This window comes from Novosphingobium sp. BL-S-20, from assembly GCF_055521635.1.
The window spans coordinates 2784957-2800733 of sequence record NZ_CM145494.1 but is presented as its reverse complement, the minus strand read 5'-3'; the positions used below and the strand labels follow the sequence as shown (position 1 = coordinate 2800733).

18 protein-coding genes are annotated in these 15777 nt (G+C 64.4%); 9 read left to right on the top strand and 9 right to left on the bottom strand.

Going from position 1 to position 15777, the window contains the following annotated elements:
- Window positions 1-23: 23 nt before the first annotated feature.
- Window positions 24-2339, top strand: coding sequence for a polyribonucleotide nucleotidyltransferase (gene pnp, locus ACZ1II_RS20800; protein WP_465145475.1), 2316 nt, complete (start codon window positions 24-26; stop codon window positions 2337-2339).
- A 143-nt stretch (window positions 2340-2482) separates the two neighbouring features.
- Here pnp and ACZ1II_RS20795 read toward each other — a convergent pair whose 3' ends face one another.
- From ACZ1II_RS20795 to thiC, 3 genes are all read right to left on the bottom strand, one after another.
- Complete coding sequence (locus tag ACZ1II_RS20795) at window positions 2483-3250, bottom strand: DUF72 domain-containing protein (RefSeq protein WP_465145474.1); 768 nt, start codon at window positions 3248-3250, stop codon at window positions 2483-2485.
- A complete protein-coding gene (locus tag ACZ1II_RS20790; protein WP_465145473.1) occupies window positions 3247-3543 on the bottom strand; it encodes a hypothetical protein in 297 nt (98 codons plus the stop codon). The genes ACZ1II_RS20795 and ACZ1II_RS20790 overlap by 4 nt, the downstream gene beginning before the upstream one ends.
- A gap of 119 nt (window positions 3544-3662) precedes the next feature.
- A complete protein-coding gene (thiC, locus tag ACZ1II_RS20785; RefSeq protein ID WP_465145472.1) occupies window positions 3663-5546 on the bottom strand; it encodes a phosphomethylpyrimidine synthase ThiC in 1884 nt (627 codons plus the stop codon).
- Between the two features lie 241 nt (window positions 5547-5787).
- Here thiC and ACZ1II_RS20780 point away from each other — a divergent pair, with 241 nt between their 5' ends.
- From ACZ1II_RS20780 to ACZ1II_RS20765, 4 genes are all read left to right on the top strand, one after another.
- Window positions 5788-6417 (top strand): SOS response-associated peptidase family protein, encoded by a 630-nt coding sequence (locus ACZ1II_RS20780; RefSeq protein WP_465145471.1) that lies wholly within the window; start codon window positions 5788-5790, stop codon window positions 6415-6417.
- A gap of 181 nt (window positions 6418-6598) precedes the next feature.
- A complete protein-coding gene (locus ACZ1II_RS20775; RefSeq protein WP_465145470.1) occupies window positions 6599-7903 on the top strand; it encodes a sensor domain-containing diguanylate cyclase in 1305 nt (434 codons plus the stop codon).
- A 92-nt stretch (window positions 7904-7995) separates the two neighbouring features.
- Window positions 7996-8580, top strand: coding sequence for a hypothetical protein (locus ACZ1II_RS20770; RefSeq protein WP_465145469.1), 585 nt, complete (start codon window positions 7996-7998; stop codon window positions 8578-8580).
- A 179-nt stretch (window positions 8581-8759) separates the two neighbouring features.
- Entirely contained in the window at window positions 8760-9146 is a 387-nt protein-coding gene (locus tag ACZ1II_RS20765) for a YybH family protein (protein ID WP_465145468.1), read from the top strand.
- A gap of 3 nt (window positions 9147-9149) precedes the next feature.
- Here ACZ1II_RS20765 and ACZ1II_RS20760 read toward each other — a convergent pair whose 3' ends face one another.
- A complete protein-coding gene (locus ACZ1II_RS20760; RefSeq protein WP_465145467.1) occupies window positions 9150-9677 on the bottom strand; it encodes a hypothetical protein in 528 nt (175 codons plus the stop codon).
- Between the two features lie 145 nt (window positions 9678-9822).
- On the opposite strand from ACZ1II_RS20760, the gene ACZ1II_RS20755 reads away from it, so the two are divergent.
- The gene (locus tag ACZ1II_RS20755) at window positions 9823-10221 is read left to right on the top strand and encodes a hypothetical protein (protein WP_465145466.1); all 399 of its coding nucleotides are present in this window, start codon (window positions 9823-9825) and stop codon (window positions 10219-10221) included.
- Between the two features lie 84 nt (window positions 10222-10305).
- Here ACZ1II_RS20755 and ACZ1II_RS20750 read toward each other — a convergent pair whose 3' ends face one another.
- Window positions 10306-10587, bottom strand: coding sequence for a hypothetical protein (locus ACZ1II_RS20750; protein ID WP_465145465.1), 282 nt, complete (start codon window positions 10585-10587; stop codon window positions 10306-10308).
- 322 nt (window positions 10588-10909) lie between these two features.
- On the opposite strand from ACZ1II_RS20750, the gene ACZ1II_RS20745 reads away from it, so the two are divergent.
- Complete coding sequence (locus tag ACZ1II_RS20745) at window positions 10910-11407, top strand: COG3650 family protein (RefSeq protein ID WP_465145464.1); 498 nt, start codon at window positions 10910-10912, stop codon at window positions 11405-11407.
- Between the two features lie 252 nt (window positions 11408-11659).
- Here ACZ1II_RS20745 and ACZ1II_RS20740 read toward each other — a convergent pair whose 3' ends face one another.
- The 3 genes from ACZ1II_RS20740 to ACZ1II_RS20730 form a co-directional block, all read right to left on the bottom strand.
- Window positions 11660-11968: an alkylphosphonate utilization protein gene (locus tag ACZ1II_RS20740; protein WP_465145463.1), complete on the bottom strand. Its 309-nt coding sequence runs from the start codon at window positions 11966-11968 to the stop codon at window positions 11660-11662.
- 50 nt (window positions 11969-12018) lie between these two features.
- Window positions 12019-12447, bottom strand: coding sequence for an OsmC family protein (locus ACZ1II_RS20735; RefSeq protein WP_465145462.1), 429 nt, complete (start codon window positions 12445-12447; stop codon window positions 12019-12021).
- Between the two features lie 134 nt (window positions 12448-12581).
- Window positions 12582-12812, bottom strand: coding sequence for a DUF2061 domain-containing protein (locus ACZ1II_RS20730; protein ID WP_465145461.1), 231 nt, complete (start codon window positions 12810-12812; stop codon window positions 12582-12584).
- A 686-nt stretch (window positions 12813-13498) separates the two neighbouring features.
- Here ACZ1II_RS20730 and ACZ1II_RS20725 point away from each other — a divergent pair.
- Window positions 13499-13810 carry a hypothetical protein gene (locus ACZ1II_RS20725; protein WP_465145460.1) on the top strand — a complete coding sequence of 104 codons (312 nt, stop codon included), beginning with the start codon at window positions 13499-13501 and terminating at the stop codon, window positions 13808-13810.
- Window positions 13811-13905: 95 nt separating this feature from the next.
- Window positions 13906-14460 (top strand): hypothetical protein, encoded by a 555-nt coding sequence (locus tag ACZ1II_RS20720; RefSeq protein WP_465145459.1) that lies wholly within the window; start codon window positions 13906-13908, stop codon window positions 14458-14460.
- A 141-nt stretch (window positions 14461-14601) separates the two neighbouring features.
- Here the strand turns inward: ACZ1II_RS20720 and ACZ1II_RS20715 are convergent, their stop codons facing one another.
- The gene (locus tag ACZ1II_RS20715; RefSeq protein WP_465145458.1) at window positions 14602-15771 is read right to left on the bottom strand and encodes a glycosyltransferase family 4 protein; all 1170 of its coding nucleotides are present in this window, start codon (window positions 15769-15771) and stop codon (window positions 14602-14604) included.
- Window positions 15772-15777 lie beyond the last annotated feature (6 nt).

Below are 15777 nucleotides of genomic sequence, written 5' to 3'. Positions count from 1 at the left end.
CGGTGGGCTGAGGAAAACCTCTTATGTTCGACGTCAAAACCGTAAGCATGGAGTGGGGCGGCAAGACCCTCACTCTCGAAACCGGCCGCGTGGCCCGTCAGGCCGACGGTGCGGTCCTCGCCACCTACGGCGAAACGGTCGTGCTCTGCGCGGTTACCGCCGCCAAGTCGGTGAAGGAAGGCCAGGACTTCTTCCCGCTGACCGTGCACTACCAGGAAAAGTTTTCGGCCGCCGGCCGCATTCCGGGTGGCTTCTTCAAGCGTGAACGCGGCGCCACCGAAAAGGAAACGCTGACCAGCCGCCTGATCGACCGTCCGGTCCGTCCGCTGTTCCCCGAAGGTTTCTACAACGAAATCAACGTCATCGCCCAGGTCCTGAGCTTTGACGGCGAAACCGAGGCCGACATCGTTGCGATGATCGCCGCTTCGGCTGCGCTGACCATCTCGGGCGTTCCCTTCATGGGCCCGATCGGCGCCGCGCGCGTCGGCTTCGTCGACGGCGAATATACGCTGAACCCGAAGCAGACCGCCGCTCTCACCGATGGCCGTCTGGACCTCGTCGTCGCCGCCACCGGCGATGCCGTGATGATGGTGGAATCGGAAGCCAAGGAGCTGACCGAGGAAGAGATGCTTGGTGCCGTCGTGTTCGCGCATGACGAGATCAAGAAGGTCGTCAACCTCATCATCGACCTCGCCGAAAAGGCTGCCAAGGAACCTTGGGACGTCGACCTGTCGGACAACACCGCCGACATCAAGGCGAAGCTCAAGAAGGCCGTCGGCAAGGACGTCACCGCTGCCTACAAGCTGACCGACAAGTCGAAGCGCTCCAATGCCCTGAACGCCGCGCGCGCCAAGGCCAAGGAAGCTTTCGCGGACGAAACTCCGCAGACGCAGATGGTCGCCATCAAGACCATGAAGAAGCTGGAAGCGGAAATCGTGCGCGGCGCCATCCTCAAGGACGGCAAGCGCATCGACGGCCGCACGCTGGAGCAGGTTCGCCCGATCGAGGCGATCGTCGGCTTCCTGCCGCGCACCCACGGTTCCTCGCTGTTCACCCGCGGTGAAACGCAGGCGATCTGCACCACCACGCTGGGCACCAAGGACGCCGAACAGATGATCGACGGCCTCGAAGGCCTGTCGTACTCGTCGTTCATGCTGCACTACAACTTCCCGCCCTACTCGGTCGGCGAAGTGGGCCGCTTCGGCGCTCCGGGCCGCCGCGAAGTCGGTCACGGCAAGCTGGCATGGCGCGCGCTGCACCCGGTGCTGCCTTCGAAGGAAGACTTCCCCTACACGATCCGCGTTCTCTCGGACATCACCGAGTCGAACGGTTCGTCCTCGATGGCCACCGTCTGCGGCGGTTCGCTGTCGATGATGGACGCCGGCGTGCCGCTGGTCCGTCCGGTCTCGGGCATCGCCATGGGCCTGATCCTGGAAGGCAAGGACTTCGCCGTCCTGTCGGACATCCTGGGTGACGAAGATCACCTCGGCGACATGGACTTCAAGGTCGCGGGTACCGAAGCCGGTATCACCACGATGCAGATGGACATCAAGATCGCGGGCATCACGCGCGAGATCATGGCCAAGGCGCTGGAACAGGCCAAGGCTGGCCGCGCCCACATCCTGGGTGAGATGACCAAGGCCCTCGGTTCGGCCCGTACCGAACTTTCGGCCCACGCACCGCGCATCGAGACGATCCAGATCGACAAGTCGAAGATCCGTGACGTCATCGGCACCGGCGGCAAGGTGATCCGCGAGATCGTCGCCGAAACCGGCGCCAAGGTCGACATCGACGACGAAGGCGTGATCAAGATCTCGTCCTCCGACATCGCGCAGATCGAAGCCGCCAAGAAGTGGATCCTCGGCATCGTCGAGGAAGCGGAAGTCGGCAAGATCTACACCGGCAAGGTCGTCAACATCGTCGACTTCGGTGCTTTCGTGAACTTCATGGGTGGCAAGGACGGCCTCGTCCACGTTTCCGAAATGAAGAACGAGCGTGTCGAAAAGCCGACCGACGTCGTCAAGGAAGGCCAGGAAGTCAAGGTCAAGGTCCTCGAGATCGACCCGCGCGGCAAGGTTCGCCTGTCGATGCGCGTCGTCGACCAGGAAACCGGCGCCGAGCTGGAAGATACCCGTCCGGCCCGCGAACCGCGCGAACCGCGCGGCGATCGTGGTCCGCGCGAGGATCGCGGCGGTGACCGTCGTGGCCCGCGTCGCGATGGCGGCCGTGGCGGCAACGACCGTGGTCCCCGCGGCGATCGCGGTCCCCGTGGTCCGCGCGGCGGCGACAACGGTGGCGGCGATCCCGACCACATGCCGGCGTTCCTGAAGGAAGACTGATCGCAGCGCGATCAGTGGCCTGAAGGAAGACTGATCCTTCAGCGCTCGCATGAGCTGAAATGAGAAGGGGCCGCAGCGATGCGGCCCCTTTTTCACGTGCCTTTCAAATTCAGAGACATCGCTGCGGCGACGTCAGCCGGGCATCACGAATCCGCGAGCCTGGCGATCAGTGCCATGGCGGCTGCCGGAGCCCGCTCCTTGGCGCCGTTGATGAAGAACAGGAACGTATCGCGCCCGGAATGCGCCCATGCCCGGGCGCGTTCGGCCCAGAGGTCGAGTTCGGCGTCGGGATAGCCCTGCTCGATCCCGGCCTGCGCATTCTGGAGGCGGGCGTAGAGGAACGGGCCTGCCTCGGCCGCTTCCTCGAAGGCCGGATACTTCGAACTGTCGGCGAGGATGACGGCGACACCTGCCTTGCCCACGAGGTCGCGGAAGGCGGGATCGTCGAAGCTCTCGTGACGCGGTTCGATGGCATGGCGCAGGGCGATGCCTTCATGGCTGGAGGGCAGCAGGGCGAGGAAAGCGGCGATTTCGTCCGGATCGAACCGTTTGGTGGCCGCCAGTTGCCAGTTTATCGGCCCCAGCCTGTCGCCGAGTTCGACGATCCCCTGCTCGACGAAATTGGCGACGCTCTCGCCCGCTTCGGCAAGGTTTTTGCGGTTCGTGCAGTAGCGCGAGCCTTTGACGGCGAACCGGAAGCCGTCCGGCACCGTATCGCGCCATTTGGAAAAGCTGGCCGGTTTCTGGCGGCCATAGAACGTGGCGCTGATCTCGGTGCCGGTGAGGTTCTGGCCGACATATTCCAGTTCGCGCGCCTTGGAGACGCCCTTGGGATAGAAGGTCTCGCGCCAGGGATCGTAGCTCCAGCCGCCGATGCCGATATGGATCGCGCCGGAGCCTTTCGCGCTCACCGGGTCTTGGCCCGCGAGAGGCGGCGGCGGTTTGCGGTCACGCGCTTGCGATAGTGGCGGACGGCCTTGTGTGCGGTCTTTTCGGGAGAGGCGAGGCCGCCGGTGGCGAGTTTGATGGCCAGTTCGGCGCTGGCCTGAAGTTTTTCGGTGACCATGAGCACGTTTTCACGGTTGCTGCCCCGGCCGGTCATCATGTCGGTGGTGCGCATGCCCATGACGATCATGGACTCGGCCCAGAGCCAGTAGCTGTCGTGGGCGAGTTTCATCCAGTCGCCATTGGAATTGCGGGACATTCGAGGAAGCCTCCTGTTGGAAGCGCAAGATATCAGCGCAATCGATTCTGGCGAAGGGGAATTGGCAGCGGTGGGCAAGACGTCGCCCCGGATAGGTTCCGGGACGACGTCTTGCAGGGTCAGTCGTGATCGCGGCCGCCCGAACCCATGTAAAGTTCGCTGCCGGTTTCCTTGAACACCTTGCTCATCTCGGCCATGCCCGCCTCGGCTTCGAGGATGGCCAATTTGCCGCCTTCCTCGGCGGCGATGAAGCCGGTGCTCGGCTGGTTCTGCCTGGCCGCGAAGTCCCGCACTTCCTGCGAAATCTTCATCGAACAGAACTTCGGCCCGCACATCGAGCAGAAATGCGCGGACTTTGCGCCTTCCGCCGGGAGCGTCTGGTCGTGGTACTGCTCGGCGGTGTCGGGATCGAGGCTGAGGTTGAACTGGTCGCGCCAACGGAACTCGAAGCGGGCGCGGGACAGCGCATCGTCGCGGACTTTGGCGGCCAGGTGCCCCTTGGCCAGATCGGCGGCATGGGCGGCCAGCTTGTAGGTGACGACGCCGACTTTCACGTCGTCACGGTCGGGCAGGCCAAGGTGCTCCTTGGGCGTGACGTAGCAGAGCATCGCCGTGCCATACCAGCCGATCATGGCCGCGCCGATGCCGCTGGTGATATGGTCGTAGCCCGGCGCAATGTCGGTCACGAGCGGCCCGAGGGTATAGAACGGCGCCTCGCCGCAAGCCTCAAGCTGCTTGTCCATGTTCTCCTTCACCTTGTGCATCGGCACATGGCCCGGACCCTCGATCATCACCTGCACGTCCTCAGCCCAGGCGCGCTTCGTGAGTTCGCCGAGGGTGTAGAGTTCGGCGAACTGGGCCTCGTCATTGGCGTCCGCGATCGAGCCGGGGCGCAGGCCGTCACCCAGCGAGTAGGCGACGTCATAGGCCTTCATGATCTCGGTGATCTCGTCGAAGCGTTCGTAGAGGAACGATTCCTTGTGATGGGCAAGGCACCACTTGGCCATGATCGAGCCGCCGCGGCTGACGATGCCGGTCACGCGCTTGGCCGCCAGCGGCACGAAGGGCAGGCGCACGCCGGCATGGATCGTGAAGTAGTCCACGCCCTGCTCGGCCTGTTCGATCAGCGTATCGCGGAACACCTCCCAGGTCAGATCCTCGGCAATGCCGCCGACCTTTTCCAGCGCCTGATAGATCGGCACGGTGCCGATCGGCACGGGCGAGTTGCGGATGATCCATTCGCGGGTGTCGTGAATGTTGCGGCCGGTGGAGAGGTCCATCACCGTGTCCGCGCCCCAGCGGATCGACCAGACCATCTTGTCGACCTCGCTCGCCACGTCCGAGGCGACGGCGGAGTTGCCGATATTGGCGTTGATCTTGACCAGGAAGTTGCGGCCGATCGCCATCGGCTCGCTTTCGGGGTGGTTGATGTTGGAGGGGATGATCGCCCGGCCGCGCGCCACTTCCTCGCGCACGAATTCGGGCGTCACGTAGTCGGGGATCGCCGCGCCCCAATCTTGCCCGTCGCGCGCATATTCCTTCAGCATCGCGCGGCCGAGGTTCTCGCGCTCGGCGACGTATTCCATCTCCGGCGTGATGATCCCGCGCCGGGCATAGTGCATCTGGCTGACGTTCATGCCGGGCTTGGCGCGCAGCGGACGCTTCACCACGTTGGGGAACGCCGGGACGCCGCCCGAACGGTCCGGTCCGAGCTGGCCGTTGTCCTCCGGCTTCACGGCGCGAGCCTCGTAATCCTCCACGTCGCCGCGGGCGAGAATCCATTCGCGGCGCTTGGCGGCAAGGCCGGCGGCAATGTCGATGGTGACGCTGGGATCGGTGTAAGGACCGGAAGTGTCATAGACGCGCACCGGTGCCTCGCCCGATCCCGGCTCAAGGTGAATTTCCCGCATCGCGACCCCCAAGGGGCCGACGTGAATCTTCTTCGACCCGCGAATGGGTCCGGTAGTAACGCCGATTTCCAGTTTGGAATTGATGTCGGCCATAAGCGATTTTCCTTCGGCTTATGGACGAAAGAAAGGTCGCGACAGAGTAGTCCTGTGGCCCGCCCTTCCCTCCGCCCGTGTTAACGGGTTCAGGTTCAACGGGTCGGGCAGCGTGACCTGCCCCTCTCAGCCATTTGTTTCCTTCGGGCTTTCGCGAAAACGAAAACCCTCGGCACAGGCTCCCCGGGGATGGGCGGACGATAGACGCGGCTTTTCCAGCCGTCTAGGGCCTCGAACAGACATGCCGATGATCTATCGCCTCGATGCACCCGCCCGCGAAGTTGCCCGTACTTTCGGGTTCGATGCGGGAGATGATCCCTGGCTCGGCGGCTCGGTTTCGGCGGGCGGCTTTGCGCCGGTCATCACCATGGGGCGCGAATTCGTGGCGGGTCCGCGCCCGGAAAAGCGCCTGCCCCGCCGCATGATTCCCCGCCTCTGGGGCGTGCCGCCACCACCGCAGGGCTGGGATGAACGGCGCCACGGCATCCTCACCGTGCGCAATCTGGAAAGCCCGTTCTGGATCGGCAACTTGCGCAACAGCGAGTTCCGCTGCCTCGTCCCCGCCAGTGCCTTCATGGAATGGGGCAAGGTGGACCCACGCGACGGCAAGCGCCGCCAGTGCTGGTTCGGCGCCGCTGACCAGCCGATCTTCGCGATGGCAGGGGTATGGAAGGACAGCGAAGTGCCCAGCTTCGCTTTGCTTACCTGCGAGGCCAATGCCGCTCTGCGCGCCGAGGGACGGGACACGATGCCGGTGATCCTTCCGCCCGAATCATACGATAGCTGGCTGCGCGGCGACTGGAAGCGGGCTGCGGAACTGGTCGTGCCTTATGGCTCCTCGCGCATGACGCTGCGGGTGGCAGGCGCGTAAAAGCAAACCTGCCAGCATACCAATTCAAGCCCAAATATCGATGCAATTACCTGAATTTAATCGATAATAACTCTATCTTAATGCTGTTTGTTACGGTTCGTTAGCTGTCTGGGGATACTTTGCCTGTTCCGACGGAAGCAGGGTGCAGATGGAGAATCTCGACAATATTCAATCGCCGGACATGTCGTCGACAGGCATCTCGACGAGAGGCAAGGCGATGACCATGGCGCGGCGGATGGCGGTCCACGCGGTTCAGGGCTTGAGTCTGGCCTGTGCCGCCGCGAGCTTCCTCACGGAAGGCATGCCGGCGCACATTCTGGCGGGGATCGCTGCCGTGACGGCGCTGTTCACGCTGGCCATCGGCATTCGCTACGGGCGGCGCGCGGTTGCGGAACTCGACGGGCATCTCACCCTGGTCGCACAGGCCGGGGCGGCACGTGCGCAAGTCGAGGAGCTTTTCGCGATGACCGACATGCTCCAGGCTGCCGACGACAAGGAGGATGCAGGGGCCGTCCTGATGGCCAGCGCCAGACGCCTGCTTCCCGGTTTCGACGGCGCGCTCTACCTTTTCAACAATTCGCGCGACCGGCTGGACCTTGCCCAGTCGTGGAGCCAGAGGCAAGGCTTCGCCCCGGCCCCGACGCTGTTTCCAGAGACCTGCTGGGCGCTCAAACGCGGCAAGCCCCATGTCAACGATCGGCAGATCCACGGCGGCGTCATCAACGGCGGCCAGACCGGCTCGCTGTGCTGTCCGCACGCTGTCGGCAAGGCATCCAGTATCGAAGTGCCGATGATGGCACGCGGACAGGTGTTCGGACTGCTCGTGCTGGCCAGCGAGGCCGCCGATGCCCGCCAGCAGCTTCAGGACGCCACCCGGATCGCACGGGCATTGGCGGATTCGATCTCGCTGGCGCTGGCCAACATCGCCCTGCGCGAAAAGCTGCGGACCCAGTCGCTGCGCGATCCGCTGACCGGCCTCTACAACCGGCGCTACATGGAAGATGCGCTGGAGCGCTACATCAACCTTGCGCAGCGCACCGGCACGTCGATCTCGGTGCTGATGATCGACCTCGACAACTTCAAGCGCCTCAATGACGATCACGGTCACGCCAAAGGCGATGCGGTGCTGCGCGACGTGGCGGGGCAGCTTGTCAGCACACTGCGGCCTTCGGATGTGATCGCCCGCTACGGCGGCGAGGAACTGCTCGTCATCATGCCCAAGTGCAGCCTCGAACATGCCGCCGCCAAGGCCGAATTGCTGCGCCAGCGGGTGGAGGCGCTCTCGGCTGCGCATGGTGCGCAAGTCAGCGCCTCCTTCGGGATCGCCACCGTACCGGAGACGGCGACCGGCGCAGGCGATGTCGTGGCCATGGCGGACAGCGCGCTTTATGCCGCCAAGCAGGCTGGAAAGAACCGTGTCCTCACCGCCCCGCGCCGCGCGCGCGGCGAGGACAAGAACGCGCCGAGGCTTGCTGCGGCCAACTGAGGGAGCCGCAATCCAATACCTCCCGTTTCGGCTGGCATCGACGCGCGAACCGGCCTTTGGAACCACCGGTAGTGTCTTTCGTTGTAGCGGCCATGAAACATCTTCTGCTCGTATCCGTGCTGGCCGTCGCTCTGGCAGCCTGTTCTTCCGAACCAGGCCCGGCGCCGGCAGAACCAAGCGAGACGGCGACCTCGCAGGCCGCCGAGATTACGCCAGTCGAGACGACTTCCGCAGCAGCCACCGATGGCAACGTGCTGACGCTGGAAGGGCTGGGCGATCTGCGGATCGGCAAGGCCGTGCCTGCGGGTTCGTCCTGGGCCGTGCGCGGGGCGCAGGAAAGCGATGCCTGCAGCACCGTCACCTCGCCGGATTATCCGGGCGTCTATGCCATCGTCGAGAAAGGCAAAGTGCAGCGCATAACGCTCGGGCAGCGTTCCGAGGTCACGCTGATCGAAGGAATTCGCGTCGGATCGAGCGAGGGGGATGTGCAGAAGTGGTTCGCGGGCTTCCGCGAGGAACCGCACAAGTACGAGGCTGCTCCAGCAAAATATCTCACCGCGCCCAATGCCGCGAGCGGCGATGCGGCGCTGCGCTTCGAGATCGGGCAGGACGGGAAGGTCAAGCTGATCCATGTCGGGACGATGCCCGTGCTGGGATATGTAGAGGGCTGCTCGTAACGAAAAGGGCGGAATTGGCGGGCTTTGTTCGCCTGCCCTGGTCTTTTCCTGCTTTCCTGCACACCACACCGCGTCTCTTTCGTGTAAGGCCGTCGGCCCACAACGGAACACGAAAGTTTGCCCGCGATGATACAGACAGGCCGCATCGGAACATCTGCGACAGGCGCCGGAGGCAGGGCGTGAGCGCGGCGGAACTCGCGATCCGGTCCCGGCGCGCTGCCTTCAACCACGCCATTGCCGAGGGTGATGCCTCCGCCATCGGGCCGATTCTGGCGCGCGATTGCGTGATGGTGACGGGTACCGACAGTGCGCTGATCTCGGGCCGGATGGGGCAGGTGAAAGTCTGGCGGCGCGAGTTCGCGGGGGCAGCGCGGCTGATCTATACGCGCACGCCGGAGCAGGTCACGGTCTCGCCGGTGGAGCCGATCGCGATGGAGCACGGGCGCTGGGAAGGCATCGACAGCACTTCCGACGTGCTGGCGGCTTCCGGCACTTATACGGCCAAGTGGCGCGAACTGGGCGGCCAGTGGGTGATCGAGGCGGAAGTGTTCCTGACGCTGGCCTGATTCTCAGGAACCCTCGCGCTCGGCGGCGAGCACATCGGCAGCTGCCCCGGCAGCGCGGGCGGCGGATTCGGCGGCGGAATCGCGGGCCGGGGCAGAGGGCCGGGGCGCAGCCTGCTGCGGTATGGAACTTTGCGATCCCGGCAGGATGGCATGCGGTGGGCGCTGCGGGAGACCGCCGATGAAGGGGCGGCCGTCGCCGGCGTCGCTTTCGTCCTGCTCCCCGTCCTGATCGCTCCAGCGCGGCGCGGCGCCGGCATAGCCGTCATCCGCCCATCCGGCACCACCGAGGGGCACCATGCGCCCGCGCGGCGGGCCGTAGCCTGAGTGATCGCTGCCGGTATAGTCGCCATCGGACAGGGCATAGCCGCGCTCGTCGCTCCCTTCGTCATCGCGGGCTGCGTGGCGGGCCTCGCCGCCGAGGGCGTAGCCGTCGGGATATTTCTGCATCCGGCCGGTCGTCATTCCCGCGACGACCACGCCCGCGCCGACACCTCCGGCCGCGAGCACCAGGAACCATTTGCCGAAACCCATTTCAACTCCACGTCACGCCAGCTCACCTTCCAATATAGGAATAACCGAGGGGCGATGTCGGCGAGGTGAATGCTTTGGGAACATGGGGACATATACCCATGCCCGCGAAAAGGAACCGTTCATGTCCGGATGACATGGTGAACGCATGTTTACGAAACGGTCAGACGCCTATGCGCTCACGCCCTGCTGGTTCTCGCGCGTGCATGTTCCCGAGGGACGGCGGGAGCGGGAGGACGATGGAGCGCTGGTCTGCACCTGCCGTCATTGCCGCAAGCGCATCCGCTCGCGCGAGGGCAAGACCTGGAACCTTGCCGATGGGCTCGATCTCGATGCCCTGGCAGCCTCCTGCCTGTCCAGCCACTTCAGCGTGATCGATGCCAAGGAGGGGATCGTCCTGGCGCGCTACAAGGTACCGCCGGATGCGGACGAACCCGCAATCGAGGACATGCGCGCAGTGATTGCGACCAAGCATGGTTTAGAGGAGGGCGGCGATCTGGAAATTCGCCTCATCCGCCATGAGCAGGTGCTGCAAAAGCGGCATTGAGGCCAGCTTGCAGACAGCAAAAGGGCGCTCACCCGATTGGGAGAGCGCCCTTTTTCTTTTCAGGCAGAAGCCCGGAAAAGTGGCTTACTCGGCAGCGGCCTGAGCCAGGGCGCCCTTGGCGTCGGCAAGGCGGAAGTTGACGTTGCGCGAGTTGTAGCTGCCGGTCACGCGGTTGCCCGAAACATAGAGGCGGAAGGGGATCTGGCCCGAAGCGGTGCCCGAGATCACGGTAACCTTGCCCTTCTGTTCGGTGGTGTAGTTGTAGTGCACGCCGTCGTGCGAGAAATCACGCGAGTCTTCGGCATGGGCAGCGGTGGTGGCAAGAGCGGCGAACGCGGCACCAGCGGCAAAAACGGTCTTGAACATGGCAAAATCCTTAGTCTGAAACGATAGGAGATTGCCTCGGGCACCCCTTATCTTGTTGCAGTGCAACATGCTTGTGGTGCCTTGCCGTCGCAATGGCATTACTTGCCACCGGTTTTGCATAAACTGCAACTGTTGGATTTTTTGCAGCGAATGATGGTGTTAGCGGTAACGGGAATGCTCTGAAAAAGTTCGCGTGCCTAAAATTTCGCGTCTCGGGTGCTGAGCTGGCGTTCTGTTTCGAACGAATCGATGCCCGCGATCGGGTGAATGCCCCGAACCGGCGCCGATTGCGCGCCATGGGCAAGGCCGGTACAGTCGGCAGATGAAGAAAGCGCATGTTGCTCTGCGGCGTCTCGATGGCGTGCGGGCTATGACCGTCGGTGCGACCCTGGCCGCTGCTGTCGCCCTTTCCGCCTGCCACGGTAGCGGAAAGGATATGCCGGGTGACGCAGCCGACCATGCGCCTTTCCACGAGATCGGCAGCGGGGAGACCATTCGCTTCCTCGGCACCGAACCGTTCTGGGGCGGTGAGGTCATGGGAACGCGGATGACCTATTCGGCGCCGGACTTGCCCAAGGGCGAGAGTATCGCGGTCACGCGCTTTGCGGGGCGTGGCGGGGTGTCGTTCACCGGCATGCGTGGCGGCGCTGAATTGACGCTGGCCGTCGCGCCGGGGCAATGCAGCGACGGCATGTCCGATCGGACCTATCCCTTTACGGTGATGCTGAAGATCGGCGGGGAAACCCGGCAGGGCTGTGCCTGGACCGACCGTCAGCGGCCGAGTGGGGGCGAACCCATGGGTGGCTCGGGGCGTGGCTGAGGCTCCGGATTCCGGGAATCGACGATTTTGCGGGTTTTTTGGGGTTCTGCCTGCCCATCGTTCGCATCGGAACCGGCGGGCAGACAAGCGCCCGCCAGACATCCGATCGCGACTGCGGCGACGACCGCGCCCAGAACGTGGGTCTTCATTGGCGTCCTTATCGGCAATGAGGCTCTCCGATTGCCCCCTTCCGACTGTCAAACGCCTGAAAACCCGCGCTGTTCCGGGCCATTCCGTTCGTGGATCGCCGGCTCATCGCTTGCGCACGAATTCCGCGCGCAGGACCAGGCCCTTGATGCCGGGATACTTGCAGTCGATCTCCTGCGGATCGCCGGTCAGTCGGATCGACTTGATGAGCGTGCCTTGTTTGAGAGTCTGCCCGGCGCCCTTGACCTCCAGGTCCTTGATCAAGGTGACCTGATCGCCGTCCGCCAGCAGATTACCGACGGCATCGCGTACTTCCACCGCAGTCGCGGCGGCGCGCTTGCTCGCCAGTTCGGAGGCCGGCATCCATTCGCCGCTCTCTTCGTCGTAGACGTAATCCTCGTCGTCGCCTGCCATGATCGTCCTTTCGTTGGAAGGGGCGCCATGACAGGCGAAGACTGGCTTTCCTAGCCCTCCAGCGACTTTTCGAGGGTGATCTCGCAATTCAGCAACTTGGAGATCGGGCATCCGGCCTTGGCTTCGTCAGCAAGCCGCTCGAAATCCTCGGCGCTGATGCCGGGGACGTTGGCCTTGAGGGTCAGCGCGGACTTGGTGACGGCGAAGCCGCCATCGGCGCTGTCGAGCGTGATCGTGCACTGGGTGTCCAGCGTGCCGTCGGCGAAGCCCGCCTTGGCCAGGGCGAAGCTGGTGGCCATCGTGAAGCAGGCGGCGTGGGCGGCGGCGATCAGTTCTTCGGGATTGGTGCCCGGCTGGCCTTCGAAGCGCGTACCGAAGCCGTAGGGCTGGTCGCTGAGCACGCCCGAACGGGTGGTGATCGCGCCCTTGCCTTCCTTGCCGAGGCCTGTGTAGCGGGCGGAGGCGGAATTCGTCGTCATGCCGGGGTTCCTTTCAGGGACTAATGGAAGGGGTGTCGGGCGCAAAAGCCTTCAAGTGCTGGCAAACGCGGGGGAGCAGGTGTCGTTCCCGATTCGCCCGCTTCGGTCCAGCTTCCACCGCTTTCGGGCAGCCCTCAGGCGGGGTGAAGCGCCCGAACAGTCCGGTTTTCGACGTGAGCGGATGCAGCATCGAATCGTTTCCAGGCGCGCTCGTGGAACCAGAAGGCTACCGCGTTGATGCAAGGCTCCACAAGCGCGATCCCTCCCGCGAGGGCCCGCGAACCCGTCATTACATAGGCGACCGTGAAGCCGACCGTCAGGTGGAGGCACAAGTAGGTCAGTGTCTTGGTGAGATCGCGGGACATGGAGAATTCCTTTCGCAATGCAAAATATCGGAGTGCCGCGCCCTTGCGCCAATGATCGCTTCCGATTTCTTTGATCGGATGCTATGTGTTCAGGCAGAAGAGAGGCGGGCCGCGAAAGACGGCACCGGCTTGGAAGAGGGCCATGAACAAATGGTGTCAGGAAGCCATTCCTGACATCATCTCAGGCGGAACTTGTCCTGCTTGTTGCAAGTCCGGGGTTATTCATCCCGAGCCTTTGAAGCAGGACTGAAACGCGGGGATGATACCGAGCATGATCGGTGCCGGCCTCATGCAGGATATTCCGGGTCCCCGAGCGGACGATCTCGCCCTCGTCCAATGCAGGCCGACGTTATCGTTGTCCGTCTGACGGCGGCATGGTGGCGGAGCCTGTTCACTGGATGAGGGCGGATCGTCTTTCGGGAACGCGAAAACGGACGATACGGGGCGCGACACGATCGATCGCCCCCTCGGTCAGGCTCCGGCATCAGCCGGTCTGACGACAGGGAGCAGGCGGGCCGGCATCCAAGCCGGGCGCCGAAAAGAGGCCGAGGAAAGGGAGAAGATCAAGGCGCGGCGGACCGAAATCCGCTGCGCCTTGATGTCGGGCGAGAATCCGTTCGGCGAATTGTCACGGGAACGGCTACGATCCGGCTGGACCGGGATGATGCGGCGCAGCATAAGGCAGCATGGAATTCGTCCACCAATATGAGCGCACGATCGCCTGGATCGTCGCGCAGTGCCCGGCTCCCGACAAGTTCGCGCATACTTACGCGGGCCTGACGATCTGGCTTCTCACCGCCATCGTGATGAAGAAGAAGCTCAGCTCAAACTGGCCACTGGCCATGGTGGTGATCTTCGAACTCGGAAACGAATATATCGACCGGCTCGCGCATGGTTCCTGGGCCTGGCACGATACTATCGGCGATGTGGTCGCCACGTTGTTCTGGCCCCTCGTGCTGTCTTTTGCGATGCGGCTGCGCCCGGCGATCCGCGGCTGAAGGATCGGACCGTTTCCGGCGCGATTGCAGTCGGCGCGGGAACCGGCGATGCTCCGGTGCGATTCGACAGGAGTCGAACGTGAGGAGGATACCGGATGCATGACCCTGACTGGCGCGCCCTGGTGGCGGGCGGTGTTCTCGTTTTAGCTCTCGGCGGCCTTACGGGCTGCAACAAGGGCGCCGAACCGGACGCTGTACCGTCTTCGGTTCTCGCCGAGCGCTCTGCCGAGGCAGCTACGGAGGAAGCGGCCACGGCTGAGGCCGTTACCAGCGCGCCGATCGGAGCGGTGGCCAGTCTCTCTGCTTATGTCGGCAAGTATCCGTTCGAAAAGGTGGGCGACTATGCCTTCTTCCAGCATCCCGTGGTGCAGGAGGGTCTCTCCCGCGCCGTGAGCGATCCGAAGGTTCTCGCCGCCATCGCGGCGATCAAGGGACCGGTCGGCCCGGTGATGCGCAAGGACAACGACATCGCCGCCTCGCAGTGCGAGCAGCACAATTGCGGCGCCCATAACTACGCGGTCCACGTCGATGCGACGACGAACACTGTGTCTTCCGTCTGCTACTACGACGAGCAGAGCGGGCCGATCGCCACCTGGTACAAGCCGGACGGGTCGAAAGTCAGCGAGGGCGACGGCTGCTCGGTCGGCTAGGGCTTGTGGGGATTCAGTTCAGGCGGAGCCGAGAACGGTGGACTTTCGTGATCCGGCGCGCAGCGTACTTTAGGTACGTGAGCACCGGAAGCGCGAAAGGCCGCCGTTCGCAGGCCCGCATGGGCTGAATCCCTACAGGCCCTAGAGCCGTTCGAGCCACTGGCGCACGAGAGCCATGTGGCCGGGCCAGTCGGGTGCGCGGTAAGTCTGGAGTAGCTGCTTCTGCCGCGCGATCTCGGCGCTTTCGCCAAGGCAGGTGCGTATCGCGTCCTGCCAGCCGCGCTCGTCCCCCGCGCCCAGCAGCACGGGGATGCCGGGGGCCAGTTCGCGGTAGACGGCAAGGTCGGCGGCGATCACCGGGGTGCCGCGCGAGAAGGCTTCCAGCACGGGCAGGCCGTAGCCCTCGACATGGCTCGGCATCAGCAGGGCCTGGGCGTGGTCCAGCCAGTCCGCCAGTTCGCCGTCGGTGCAGCGGGCCAGTTCGATGACTCGGCCGTGCTCGTGGCTTTCGGAATCGAGCAGATCGAAGACGTCCTGCGCTTCCCAGCCGCGCTGGCCGATCAGCACCAGATCGGGCGTTTCCGCGCCGAGTTCCTCGCGCAGGGCCTTCCAGACGCGCAGCAGCAGGATATGATTCTTGCGCGCCTCGATCGTGCCCAGGCAGAGAAAATAGGGACGCGCGTGCGGCGTGGCGGTGACGGGGGCTGCCGATAGTTTCTCGATTCCGAGATGGGCAACGAGGGTGGGGGCCGGTTCGCCGCCTTCGCTGCGGGCGAAGCGGGTCAGTTCCTCGCCGGTGTCGGCGGAATTGACGATGAAGCCCTGCGCGGCGGCGAGGGCGTGGCGCATACGTTTCGCATGGCGTTCGGCCTCGCCCGCGCGGCAATATTGCGGATGGGTGATCGGGATCAGGTCGTGGATCAGGAACACCGGCCGCAGGCGCTGCGCCGCGAGCCAGTCCACCAGTCCTTCGGCGTTGAGCCCGGTGTGGCCGACATTGAGATAGATTTTCCCGGCCACGCGGGGCGGGCGGGCGAGGGCTAGGGGAATGGCCGTCGCCAGTTGCAGCACCAGCCCGCGCCGGATCGGCTTGCCGACGCCCGCCAGCATCAGCGCGAACAGCCGGTCGCTGGCGCGTGGGCCGAGGACGACGCGGCGCTCGCCCGATTGCAGCATGGCGAGCGACTGACCGGCGAATTCCTCCAGATAGGCCAGGCAGACCCGGTCGATCCCGGTCGGCAGGCGTCCCGCCCAGAGCCGCCAGATCAGGCGGCTGATATCGAGCACGAAAGGACGATCCTCGGCGCTCATTTTGCG

Coding starts and splice junctions, on each gene's coding strand:
- ACZ1II_RS20780 (WP_465145471.1), top strand. CDS start 5,788: ATGCCGATGATCTATCGCCTCGATGCACCCGCCCGCGAAGTTGCCCGT.
- ACZ1II_RS20735 (WP_465145462.1), bottom strand. CDS start 12,447: ATGACGACGAATTCCGCCTCCGCCCGCTACACAGGCCTCGGCAAGGAA.
- ACZ1II_RS20755 (WP_465145466.1), top strand. CDS start 9,823: ATGTTTACGAAACGGTCAGACGCCTATGCGCTCACGCCCTGCTGGTTC.
- thiC (WP_465145472.1), bottom strand. CDS start 5,546: ATGGCCGACATCAATTCCAAACTGGAAATCGGCGTTACTACCGGACCC.
- pnp (WP_465145475.1), top strand. CDS start 24: ATGTTCGACGTCAAAACCGTAAGCATGGAGTGGGGCGGCAAGACCCTC.
- ACZ1II_RS20770 (WP_465145469.1), top strand. CDS start 7,996: ATGAAACATCTTCTGCTCGTATCCGTGCTGGCCGTCGCTCTGGCAGCC.
- ACZ1II_RS20775 (WP_465145470.1), top strand. CDS start 6,599: ATGTCGTCGACAGGCATCTCGACGAGAGGCAAGGCGATGACCATGGCG.
- ACZ1II_RS20740 (WP_465145463.1), bottom strand. CDS start 11,968: ATGGCAGGCGACGACGAGGATTACGTCTACGACGAAGAGAGCGGCGAA.
- ACZ1II_RS20745 (WP_465145464.1), top strand. CDS start 10,910: ATGAAGAAAGCGCATGTTGCTCTGCGGCGTCTCGATGGCGTGCGGGCT.
- ACZ1II_RS20720 (WP_465145459.1), top strand. CDS start 13,906: ATGCATGACCCTGACTGGCGCGCCCTGGTGGCGGGCGGTGTTCTCGTT.
- ACZ1II_RS20730 (WP_465145461.1), bottom strand. CDS start 12,812: ATGTCCCGCGATCTCACCAAGACACTGACCTACTTGTGCCTCCACCTG.
- ACZ1II_RS20750 (WP_465145465.1), bottom strand. CDS start 10,587: ATGTTCAAGACCGTTTTTGCCGCTGGTGCCGCGTTCGCCGCTCTTGCC.
- ACZ1II_RS20715 (WP_465145458.1), bottom strand. CDS start 15,771: ATGAGCGCCGAGGATCGTCCTTTCGTGCTCGATATCAGCCGCCTGATC.
- ACZ1II_RS20725 (WP_465145460.1), top strand. CDS start 13,499: ATGGAATTCGTCCACCAATATGAGCGCACGATCGCCTGGATCGTCGCG.
- ACZ1II_RS20760 (WP_465145467.1), bottom strand. CDS start 9,677: ATGGGTTTCGGCAAATGGTTCCTGGTGCTCGCGGCCGGAGGTGTCGGC.
- ACZ1II_RS20790 (WP_465145473.1), bottom strand. CDS start 3,543: ATGTCCCGCAATTCCAATGGCGACTGGATGAAACTCGCCCACGACAGC.